9 protein-coding genes are annotated in these 10938 nt (G+C 73.8%); 5 read left to right on the top strand and 4 right to left on the bottom strand.

What is annotated here, in order from left to right:
- Nucleotides 1-22: 22 nt before the first annotated feature.
- Both OO54_RS36525 and OO54_RS36520 read right to left on the bottom strand, forming a co-directional pair.
- Nucleotides 23-1033, bottom strand: a complete 1011-nt coding sequence (locus OO54_RS36525) for an aldo/keto reductase (RefSeq protein WP_033211278.1) — start codon at nt 1031-1033, stop codon at nt 23-25.
- 727 nt (nt 1034-1760) lie between these two features.
- Nucleotides 1761-2435 carry a ThuA domain-containing protein gene (locus tag OO54_RS36520; RefSeq protein WP_033211276.1) on the bottom strand — a complete coding sequence of 225 codons (675 nt, stop codon included), beginning with the start codon at nt 2433-2435 and terminating at the stop codon, nt 1761-1763.
- A 200-nt stretch (nt 2436-2635) separates the two neighbouring features.
- On the opposite strand from OO54_RS36520, the gene OO54_RS36515 reads away from it, so the two are divergent.
- Together OO54_RS36515 and OO54_RS36510 are read left to right on the top strand one after the other, a co-directional pair.
- Nucleotides 2636-3466, top strand: a complete 831-nt coding sequence (locus tag OO54_RS36515; protein ID WP_017237847.1) for a DUF3626 domain-containing protein — start codon at nt 2636-2638, stop codon at nt 3464-3466.
- 94 nt (nt 3467-3560) lie between these two features.
- On the top strand, nt 3561-4367 hold the full coding sequence (locus tag OO54_RS36510) for a class II aldolase/adducin family protein (RefSeq protein WP_033211275.1): 807 nt from the start codon (nt 3561-3563) through the stop codon (nt 4365-4367).
- On the opposite strand, the gene OO54_RS36505 is transcribed toward OO54_RS36510, so the two are convergent.
- Entirely contained in the window at nt 4331-4990 is a 660-nt protein-coding gene (locus OO54_RS36505) for a TetR/AcrR family transcriptional regulator (RefSeq protein WP_033211273.1), read from the bottom strand. The genes OO54_RS36510 and OO54_RS36505 overlap by 37 nt on opposite strands.
- Before the next feature lie 103 nt (nt 4991-5093).
- Here OO54_RS36505 and OO54_RS36500 point away from each other — a divergent pair, with 103 nt between their 5' ends.
- The 3 genes from OO54_RS36500 (at nt 5094) to OO54_RS36490 (ending at nt 9484) form a co-directional block, all read left to right on the top strand.
- Nucleotides 5094-7718, top strand: a complete 2625-nt coding sequence (locus tag OO54_RS36500) for an FHA domain-containing protein (protein WP_033211272.1) — start codon at nt 5094-5096, stop codon at nt 7716-7718.
- Nucleotides 7719-7808: 90 nt separating this feature from the next.
- Nucleotides 7809-8501, top strand: coding sequence for a hypothetical protein (locus tag OO54_RS36495; RefSeq protein WP_051787671.1), 693 nt, complete (start codon nt 7809-7811; stop codon nt 8499-8501).
- Nucleotides 8501-9484: a serine/threonine-protein kinase gene (locus tag OO54_RS36490; RefSeq protein WP_033211270.1), complete on the top strand. Its 984-nt coding sequence runs from the start codon at nt 8501-8503 to the stop codon at nt 9482-9484. The genes OO54_RS36495 and OO54_RS36490 overlap by 1 nt, the downstream gene beginning before the upstream one ends.
- Before the next feature lie 31 nt (nt 9485-9515).
- Here the strand turns inward: OO54_RS36490 and OO54_RS36485 are convergent, their stop codons facing one another.
- Complete coding sequence (locus OO54_RS36485; protein WP_033211269.1) at nt 9516-10847, bottom strand: streptophobe family protein; 1332 nt, start codon at nt 10845-10847, stop codon at nt 9516-9518.
- Nucleotides 10848-10938 lie beyond the last annotated feature (91 nt).

Here is a 10938-nt window from a genome sequence, read left to right as displayed (position 1 = left end):
GGGGGCGGGGGGGGGGGGGGTGTCAGGCGTTGTTCGGGAGCGGGGCGGCGGGGCTGACCAGGCCGGCCTCGCGCAGGTCCGTCCAGAACGCGGAGGGGACGGTCTCGGCCAGGGCCGCGGTGTCCTCGGCGATACGGCTGGGCCGCGTGGCGCCGGGGATGACGGCGGCGGCCGCCGGGTGGGCGAGGGAGAACTGCAGGGCCGCGGACTTGATGCCGATGCCGTGCTTCTCGGTCAGCGCCTTGAGCTTCCCGACGCGCTCGATGATCTCGGCCGGTGCCTGCTGGTACTCGAAGTGGGTGCCGCCGGCGAGGATGCCGGAGCTGTAGGGACCGCCGACGACCATGTCGACGTCCTGCTCCTGCGCCATGGGCAGCAGGCGCTGCAGGGCGTGCCCGTGGTCGAGGAGGGTGTAGCGGCCGGCGAGCAGGAAGCCGTCGGGCCGCGGCTCGTCGAGGGCGAGGGTCAGCTCGATGGGTTCGGTGCGGTTGACACCGAGGCCCCAAGCCCTGATGACACCCTCGTCGCGCAGGCGGGACAGGACGCGGAAGGCCCCCGTGCGGGCCTCCTCGAACTTCCGGAGCCACTGGTCGCCGTGGAAGTCCTGGGCGATGTCGTGGACCCAGACGACGTCCAGGCGGTCTGTGCCGAGGCGCCTGAGGCTGTCCTCGATCGACCGCTCGGTGGCCTCCGCGGTCCACTCGTGGACGATCTTGTTCGGGTTGCCGTGCTCGAACAGCCCGCCCTTCTCCCCGAGGTCGCGGGCGGCGGTCTCGTGCTCGTCGAGGACCACCCGTCCGACCTTGGTGGACAGGACGTACGAGTCGCGGGGCTTGGCGGCCAGCACCTCTCCGAGCCGGGTCTCCGCCAGCCCTGCGCCGTAGAAGGGAGCGGTGTCGAAGAACCGGACGCCTTGATCCCAGGCCGCTTCGACCGTGGCGCGCGCCTCCTCGTCCGGAATCGCGCGGAACATGTTGCCGAGCGGTGCGGTGCCGAAGCCGAGGGGGCCGGGAAGGATTTCCTTGAGCGACATGACAGTGCCTTTACGAGGGTGAGGGTGGGCCCCACGGGGCGCCTCGGCTCGCGAACGGGGAGCCTCGGCACCGGGTGGAAGGGGTGACCCACCGGTTGCGCGGGCGCCACAGCCGAAACATCAGATGCAGGCGCTCCTTACTTTCGTAGACAATAGTTGCAGACGCTGGTAAATGCAAAGAGGGAGTTCCTGGGAGCGTCCCGGGTTTCCCTGGACCCACGGGAGACCCAGGACGTACCGGGCGGCGAGGGCCCGATGGGCACCCGAGCCGCCGGGGCCACGACCCCACGCCGTGCCGGGCGCGGGCAGAGCGGCGTACAGGCCGACGGCGAGGGCGAAGCGACCCGGGGCGGCCGGTGGTCGGCCGGGCCTCCCAGGCGACCGGAGTCAGAACGCGGGCGGGGCAGCGCCACGATCCCGGCGTCGGCGACGGGCGCGCCGAACAGCCAGGCCCCCGCACGTGGACACGTCGAGCGATGCCGGGTCGGACAGGCCGAGCGGACCGCCGAGCGGACCCGACCCACTCCCGCACCGGACCACCTCCCGGGTGGCGACTCGACAGACCCCGGGTGGCGACTCGGCAGACTCCGGGCGCCGCGGCACGCCCACCCCTGCCGCTCCCGCCCCCACAACGCCCGCCCACGAGCCGCCCGTTCACCCGGCATCCCCTCACGCGCCGGCGGCGCAGCCGACCGATCAGGGGGATGCGTCGGGACACGCCCCCCGGTCAGTCGGTCAGCCAGGTCAGCGCGCCCGCCAGGTGGGCACGGAAGACGGGGTCGCGGTACGCCTCAGGAGCGTGGCCGAGCGCGGTGAAGAAGACGCGGCCCCGGTCGATCTCACGGCACCAGACGAGCGGGTGGTCGGGGCCGTGGGTGCCGCCGTGGTAGGTGGTCTCGTCGGCGCGGGCGAGGACCCGTACGCGTACCCCTGGGTCCGGCCCCTCCCGGGGGTCGGAGGTGAAGTTGTACCACTCGTCCGTCCAGTCCCAGCGGTCCGGGAGCGGGGCCGCGGCCGGGTGGGCACGGTCGTCGACGAGGACCGTGGCCGGCTGGACCTCCGGGTGGCCGTCGAAGCGGGTGCCGAGCAGTTCGCCGTAGAAGGGCCAGTCCGGTTCGGCGTTGGCGGCCGCGTGGACGGCGAGGAGTGAGCCGCCGCCGCGGAGGTAGGCCTCGAAGGCGCTGCGCCCCTCGGCCGTCAGGACGTTACCCGTCGTGGACAGCAGGACGACGACGGCGCACCGGGCCAGCCGCTCCGGGGTGAAGGCGCCGGGTTCTTCGGTGACCTCGGCCGGCCGTCCGAGGTCCGCCGCCAGCTCCGTCAGTGCCGCGGCGCCGTCCGGGATCGAGTCGTGGCGGTAGCCGGTGGTGCGGGTGTAGATCAGGACGTCGTCGATGGGCACGCGGTGGACTCCAGGGGCGAGTGCGGGGGCCCGCAGCAGGTCGGGGGACGCGGCGGATCAGCGGGAAGGAGGCAGCGGGAAAGGACGGCGAGAGAGGCCGGCGGGAGGAAACAGCGATGGAAAGCGCTTTCTCCCACCCGGCGACCGTAGCCACCGAAAACACCGTGCCGCAAGTCCCGCCGCCCCGGCACACTGCCCGGATGACACCGATCGACATCCTCGACGACCACTCCCCCGCACGGCGGGCCCTCGCCCACGTGGCCGGACTGTCGAGCGGCGGGGCGCTCGACCCCGCCCTGCGGGTCACCCTCAACTTCCACCCGCACTTCCTCGACCGCCTGGCGGACGACGGCGTCTACCGGTCCCAGTTCGTCACCGGCACCAGCAACGGCGGGCTGACCGCCCACCCCGGCGGCGACCGGCACCGGTGGGAGAGCCGCATCTTCGGAGGGGCGTACGACGAGGCCCCCGCGGACGCCCGCCCGGTGTACGGCGCCCTCGACTTCCGACGCCGCCCGTACGGCGCCGCTCCCCGTTTCGGCTCGGCCCATCTGCGCCTGACGGCCGCCGCCCTGGAGCGGGCGACCTTCTGCTATCCGGACAGCTTCCTGGAGCCCGCCGACTTCGGCGTGGCGTCCCGGATGCGCCTGATCGCGCTCGCCGAGGCCGACGGCAAGGACCCGCTGGACGACTACGTCGAGTCGCACGTCCACGGCCCGGTGGTGATCGGCCGCGACGTGGAGGCGCTCGTCCTCGATCCGAGCCACCGAGGCACGGAGGTGGAGGCGGCCGCCCGGCGGCTGCCCTGTCCCGTCGAGTGGCACGGCGGCTTCCGCCTCTCCGTCGAAGAGCTGCGACGCCACCCGGAGTTCCGGGGGCCCGAGTACGTCGAGCTCGGCGCCCGCATCGCCGTCGACGGCCGACTCGACGCCAGGATCGTGCAGGAGGCGGCCGGTTCGGGCCGGTACGACCCCCAGCACGTGAAGCGGGTCTGGCACTACCTGGCCCGTTTCGGCGCACCGGGGGCGTGAGATCCGCCTCCTGTCCGGTCCGTTGTCGCATCGGATACGTCTCTGTATCTTTTGGCGCGCCGTGCCCGACCCGCTCGCTCGACGAGGAGCCGCCATGAGTACCGTGCCGCCCGCGCCGGCCGCCGCAGTAGGACCGCTGCCGGAAGGGGTGGTCCTGCCGCTGCCGCCGACGTTCGACTCGGTCGAGGAGGAGCGGCGGTACCGCAAGGAACAACTCGCCGCGGGGTTCCGGATCTTCGGGCGGTTCGGCTTCTCGGAGGGGGTCGCGGGGCACATCACCGTCCGGGACCCGGGAGACCCGAACGCCTTCTGGGTCAACCCGTTCGGGATGAGCTTCAGCCAGATCAAGGCGTCCGACCTGATCCTGGTCGACCACGAGGGAACGGTCCTGGAGGGCCGCAGGCCCGTGAACCGGGCCGCGTTCGTCATCCACTCCAAGGTCCACGCCGCCCCGCCCGACGCGATCGCCGCCGCGCACTCGCACTCCCTGCACGGAAAGGCCTTCTCCAGCCTCGGCGTCCCGCTCGCCCCGATCACCCAGGACGCCTGCGCGTTCTTCGAGGACCACGGCATCTACGACGACTACCGGGGCGTGGTGAACGAGAGCGAGGAGGGCGAGCGGGTGGCCAAGGCCCTCGGCGAGCACAAGGCGGTCATCCTCAAGAACCACGGGCTGCTGACGGTGGGCCACTCGGTCGCCGAGGCCGTCTGGTGGTTCGTCACCATGGAGCGCTCCTGCCAGGCGCAGTTGCTCGCGATGGCGGCGGGCACCCCGCAGCTCATCGACCGGGAGACCGCCCTCCTCACCCGGGGGCAGGTCGGCGGTCACCTGGCCGGCTGGTTCCAGGCGCGCCCGCTGTGGGATCAGATCACCGCGTCCGACCCGGACCTCTTCGACTGACCGGGCGGCGCCCCGGGGATCCTCCTCGTGGACGCCTCCAGGAGCGGGGTGAGGAACTGGCGTTCCAGGCTGCCCGGCGGGAGCGCGTCCGGCTCCACGTAGCTCTGCGCGAGACCCCCTTCGCGCAGGGCGATGAGGAGCCGCGCGAACCGGTCGGCGTCCACGGTCAGTTCGCGCCCCGCCCGGCGCAGGACGAGCGTGAGGCCGCGGGCGATCTCGGCCCGCAGCCGCTCGTCGTGGCGCGCGAGCACCCAGGCGGCCTGCGGGTCGCGGATGGCGTGCAGGGTGAACTCGGTGGTGACGAGGTACCAGTCCCGTTCGTCCGGTTCGACGCGGGCGGCCAGTTCCGCGAGTCTTTCGAGGGTGTACTCCTCCGCGGCCAGCGCGTCGATGGACTCGGCGAGCCGCCGTACGATCCGGTCGCTGTGCTCGTCGAAGAGGGCGAGGAAGAGTTCTTCCTTGCTGGCGAAGTTCGAGTAGTACGCGCCCCGCGTGTATCCGGCGCGCTCGCAGACCTGCTCGATGGTCGTCGCGTGGAACCCGTGCTCGGCGAAGGTCTCCAGGGCGGCCTTCAGGAGCGCCGCGCGGGTACGGGGCCGCCTCCTGGTGACACCTTTCGGCACGGGTGGTCCCTCCTTCGTCCGGGCCGCGTCCCGCGGCGGACGCCCACCCTACCGGCGCCTCCATCCCGGGCGGGGATCAGCACCGGCGGATAAAATTCAACGCATGGGAGAGCGGCCCGTCGCGCCCGCGGCGCCCGATCTGGTCCTCGAGATCGACGGGGACGCGACGCGCATGAGCCCGAGCCGCGAATACCGCATCGGGCGCGACCCCACCAGCGACATCGTGCTCGCGGACGCCCGGGCGTCCTGGCACCACGCGGTGCTGCGCGCCGCGGGCGGCCACTGGACCCTCGCGGACGAGCACAGCACCAACGGCACCTTCGCGGACGGCCTCCGGGTGGCCCTGCCCCAGGAGGTCGGTCCGGGGACGGTCGTGCGGTTCGCACACCCGGACGACGGCCCGCGCGCGGTGCTCTCGGCCGGCGCCCCGACGCCGGCGCCCCCACCCGTGCCGCCGCCCGAGCCCGCGCCGCCCGCCCCACCGCGGAACCCGGAACCGGCCCCGCCGTGGCCCGCCCCTCCGCCGAGCCCGGGCCCGGACCTGGCCCCGCCGCCTCCCGCGGCCCCTGATCCGTCGGCGCCTATCCCACCCCTGGCGGAACCGGCACGCGCCGCCGCGGCGCCGGCGCGGACCCCCTCACCGGCCGCCGCGGCCACGCCCGTACCGCCGGCGGAGGCCCGGCTCCGGCCGCCGTCCGTGTCGCACCCCGCCGCGACCGGCACGTTCCGGCAGCCGACGTCCGTGCGGCCGCTGCCCACGCACAGCATCCGGATCGGGAGGGCACCGGACAACGACGTCGTCGTCGCGGACCTGGTCGTCTCGCGACGGCACGCGGAGCTGCGGGCTCACCCGGACGGCACGTACTGGATCCATGACCTCGGCAGCCACAACGGCACGTTCCTCAACGGCCGTCGGGTGGTGGACGCGCGGGTGACGCCGGACGACATCGTGGGCGTCGGGCGGTGCGCGTTCTGCCTGATCGGGGGGCAGCTGGTCGAGTTCACGGACACCGGCGAGGTCTCGCTGGACGTCCGGTCGCTCGCCGTGACCGTGGACCACGGGCGCAAGACGCTCCTGGACGAGGTGTCGTTCCCCGTGGGCGAGAAGTCCCTGCTCGCGGTGGTCGGGCCGTCCGGGGCCGGGAAGTCGACGCTGCTCGGCGCGCTCACCGGGCAGCGGCCCGCGGACCGGGGCACGGTGCTGTACGACGGGCGTGACCTGTACCGGGACTACGCCGAGCTGCGCCAGCGCATCGGGCTCGTGCCGCAGGACGACATCCTGCACCTCCAGCTCACCGTCCGCCGGGCCCTCGGGTACGCCGCGGAGCTGCGCTTCCCTGAGGACACGGTGGCGTCCGAACGGCGGGACCGGGTGGACGAGGTGATCCGCGAGCTCGGTCTCGTGGAGCGCGCCGGGCAGCCGATCCACAGTCTCTCCGGCGGCCAGCGCAAGCGGGTGAGCGTCGCCCTCGAACTGCTCACCAAGCCGTCGCTGCTCTTCCTGGACGAGCCGACCTCGGGCCTCGACCCGGGCATGGACCGGTCCGTGATGCACATGCTGCGCGGGCTCGCGGACGACGGGCGGACGGTCGTGGTGGTCACGCACAGCGTGCTCAGCCTCGACGTGTGCGACCGGCTGCTGGTGCTGGCGCCGGGCGGCCGGGTCGCCTACTACGGGCCGCCCTCCGACACCCTCGGCTTCTTCGGCTTCGACCAGTGGCCGGAGGCCTTCGAGGCGTTCGAGAACGAGCGGGACCGCGACTGGGCCGGGCAGTACCGGTCGTCGCGCTTCCACCGCCGGTACATCGCGGAGGCGACGGCCCGCCCGGACGTCCCCGTCCCTACCGGTGTCGGCGTCGGCGGGGGTGCGCCGGGTGCCCCGCTCGCCGCCGAGCCCGGACCGCCGCCGAAGGCGCAGAGCTGGGGCTCCCAGCTGCGGACGCTCGTACGCCGGTACGCCGCGGCGCTCTCCGCCGACCGCACGTTCCTCGCCATCATGATCGCGCTGCCGTTCGTGATGGGGGCGATGGCCCGGGCCCTGTCCGAGGGCAGCCTCAACCCCGAGTCGACGTTGAACGTCCTGCTCATCCTCTGTGTGGGCGGTGTCCTCACCGGCGCGGCGAACGCCGTGCGGGAGCTCGTCAAGGAACGCACGATCTACCGCCGCGAGAGAGCCGTCGGCCTGTCCCGCTCCGCCTACCTCGCCTCGAAGGTCGTGGTCCTCGGGCTGATCACCGTCGTGCAGGCCGTGGTCCTGACCCTGGTGGCGCTGATCGGCGTGCCGCTGAACGTGCCCGGCGGCAAGGGCGTCCTGATGCCCCCGCTGGTGGAGATCACCCTCGCCGTGGCGCTGCTCGCCTTCACGGCGATGATGCTCGGTCTGCTCGTCTCGGCGGTCGTGCACAAGGAGGAGGTGACGATGCCGCTGCTCGTCCTCCTCGCGATCGTGCAGGTGGTGTTCTGCGGCGCGCTCCTGACCGTGCGCGGCACTCCCGTCCTGGAGCAGCTGGCCTGGCTGGTGCCGTCGAGGTGGGCGTTCGCCGCGATGGGCGCGACCATCGACATCGGGAAGGTCGCGCCGAGCGACAAGACGGCCGACCCTCTGATGGAGCACACCGCGCAGGCCTGGCTGTTCGACATGGGCATGCTGGTGGTGATCTGCCTCGTCCTCGGCTTCGTCGTGGCCCGGCTGCTGCGCCGCCACGAGCCGGTCGTCATGCGGAAGTAGGCCGAGGGGGGCACCGTGGAAGGGACGGGGCCGTGAGTTCCCGCGCAGCGGAGGCGGGGCCGCGGGCGTCGCCGTAGCGGAGGAGGGTCCGTGAGCTTTCCCGTACCCGATTACGTGCCGGACTTCCGGCCCACCCACGTCGTGCCGCGCGACGGACTGTCCGCCTGGGAGGCGCCGGACCCCGGGCTGCCGACGTCGCCGCTCGACGCCTTCCTGCCGGTGCGTCTGGAGGAGCGGTCCGGTGACTGGGGGCGGGTGCTGTGCTCCAACGGCTGGACCGCGTGGGTCGACGCGCGGCGGCTCGTCAGCGTGCCCGACGATCCTCCGGCGGCGGGCCGGCCACTGGCCAGGACCGCCGACCCGCGGCCGCTGATCGCGCGCGCCGAGGACGCGCTGGGCCGGTACCGGAGGGCGGCGGAGGAGCTGGGCGCGGGCCGTCTCGACGGCGAGAACTTCCGGCTGCGGACCCGCGGCCTGCGCGTCGGCATGGTCGTCGACGGAGAGTCCGTGTGGCTGTACGACGCGGAGCACGAGCGCTGGGTGTACTGCGACGGGCTCGGGCTGAGCACGTACGCCGCGTCGGCGGCGCCCTCGGCGGCGGCGCAGGCCTTCCCGCCCTCGGCGGGGCCGGCGGAGGCCGGGCCCGCCGAGGGCGAGCGGCCCGCCGCCGCGCCCGCCGGATACGAGCCGACGCAGGTGGTGCCCCAGGTCGACCCGGCCGCGGCGGCCGGGCCGCCGCCGACCCAGGTGGTGCGGCCGCCGGAGACGGCGGGTGACGCGTGATGGCGGGCGGTGCGAGGAGCGACGCCGAGCTCCCGGCGGGGCGGCCCTCGGGGCTCCTCGGCAAGGAGATCGCGGGCTACCGCGTGGAGGGCGAGATCGGGCGCGGCGGCATGGCCGTGGTGTACCGGGCACGGGACCTGCGGCTCGGCCGGACGGTGGCGCTGAAGCTGCTCGCCCCCGAGCTGGCCCGCAACGACACGTTCCGCAAGCGCTTCGCGCACGAGTCGCGGGTCGCCGCCTCGATCGACCACCCGCACATCGTGCCGGTCTTCGAGGCGGGTGAGACGGAGGGCGTCCTGTACATCGCGATGCGGTACGTGGCGGGGCAGGACCTGGTGGCCCTGCTCGACCGCGAGGGGCCGCTGCCGCCCGTGACGGCGTGCCGCATCGCCGTGCAGGTGGCCTCGGCGCTGGACGCGGCGCACGCGCACGACCTGGTCCACCGGGACGTGAAGCCCGGCAACATCCTGGTCGCCGAGGGCACCGACGGGGACCACCCGGAGCACGTCTACCTGACCGACTTCGGGCTGACGAAGAAGTCGCTGTCGCTGACCGGGTTCACGACCGTGGGCGAGTTCGTCGGCACGCTCGACTACGTGGCCCCGGAGCAGATCTCCGGCAAGCCGGTGGACGGCCGCTGCGACGTGTACAGCCTGGCGTGCGTGGTGTTCGAGACCCTCGTGGGGGCGCCGCCGTTCCGCCGTGACACGGACTGGGCGGTGCTCTGGGCCCAGCAGTACGACCCCCCGCCGCCGCTCTCCGAGGTCCGTCCCGGGCTGCCGGAAGCCGCCGACGCGGTCTTCGCGAAGGCGCTGGCGAAGACGCCCGAGGAACGGTACGGGACCTGCCTGGAGTTCGTCGCCGCCCTGCGGTCCGTTCTCGTCACCGGTGGCACCGGCCCCGCCGTGACCAAGGGCCCCCCGGTGCTCGGGCCGCCGCTCGACCCGCCGGCGTGGGCCCGGCCGGTGTTCCGGGAGCTGTGAGCGGCGTAGACGTAGGACCTGACCGGCCCGGTCACTTCGGTGGCTGTGCCGCCACCTCGCCCTTTCGGTGGACGCGGGTGGCGAGCAGGCCGCCGAGGAAGCCGAAGACCAGGCCCCAGAGGAGGGCGAGGCCGACGGTCTTCCAGACGTCGGGGCGCAGGACGACCTCGCCGCCGAGCGAGTCCAGGTCGCCGATGCCCAGGATGGAGAGGCCGAAGCGGGCCTCGACCAGGGTGAGGGGGGTGACGACCAGCATGGTCAGGGCGAACGCGATGCCCAGGTGCAGGGAGTGCTGCCAGAGCCGTACGCGGGCGGGAGAGCGTACGGCCGCCAGGAAGGCCGCGGCGAGGAGCAGGACGGCGGCGATGGGCAGCAGCCACCACGCGCGCGCGTCCTGCTCGGCGAGCGAGGACAGGTCGACGGTCGAGAGGTCGGGGCTGTCGCCGCCGCCCCGCAGGACGCCGTCGAGTACCTGGGGCATGGGCAGGCCGAAGGGGCCCTCCACCTTGCCCTGCCAGGAGCCGCCGATGCCCACGCCGAGGGCGAGCCAGGAGACGTTCGGCAGGCCCAGAAGGAGGACGGCGAGGGTCTCCGCCGCGTGTCCCTTCGTCGCGGCGACGACGATCCCGATGACCAGGCCCACCGCCACGTACGCGAGGAGCAGGAGGAGCATCGCGAAGGCGGCGGGGCGGACGGGTTCGTGGTAGCGGACGAGCCGCGGCGGCAGGGGCGTACGGCGGGAGACGAGGAGGGCGACGGCGAGCACGCCGAGGATCCACAGGAGCCCGTAGAAGAGCGTCGGCCCGACGTCGGTGCGGAAGCCCACGGTGGGGTTCACGGCGTCGAGCAGCTCGCCGAACAGGTCCGTCAGGGGGTTCTGTCCCTCGTCGCCGACTCCGATGGTGATCGGGAAGTCGTGCCGGGCGAGGGCCGAGAGGCCGAGGAGGGCCGCCAGCCAGAGGACGACCACGCTCGCCGCGCGGACCAGGAGTTCCCGGGTGCCCGCCACCGCGTGGTGGCGCAGCGGGCGCAGGAAGCAGAAGCCGGTGACCAGTGCGCCCACCAGGGTGACGGTGAGGGGCATGGCGGTCAGTTCGGCGTGGGTGCCGGCCAGGGAGCCTGCGTCGCCGGAGAGCTCGACCTTGCCGCCGGCCGCCATGACGACGACCGCGGCGAGGACGGCGGTGAAGCCGCCCGGCAGGTCCGCGGCGCCCGCGGCCCAGAGTCCGAGCCCGGCGGTGACGGCCATCGCCAGGTATCCGGCGACCACGGCCGCCAAGGCCTGGACCGCGATGCGGGCGACGAGCCCGTTGGACGCGGCGGGCCGCGTGGAGGTGGGGAGCCGACTGCTCACCCTGACCACGCTAGTACCGGCGACGGCGGTCCGCAGTACCGGCGACGGCGGTCCGCGGTCCGCCGTGCCGGTGGAGGCGAGGCGGGGAGGGGTGCTGCCG

This window comes from Streptomyces wedmorensis (genome assembly GCF_000716445.1).
Lineage (GTDB): Bacteria > Actinomycetota > Actinomycetes > Streptomycetales > Streptomycetaceae > Streptomyces > Streptomyces wedmorensis.
The sequence above is the reverse complement of the archived record's forward strand: the minus strand, read 5'-3'. Positions and strand labels throughout refer to the sequence as shown.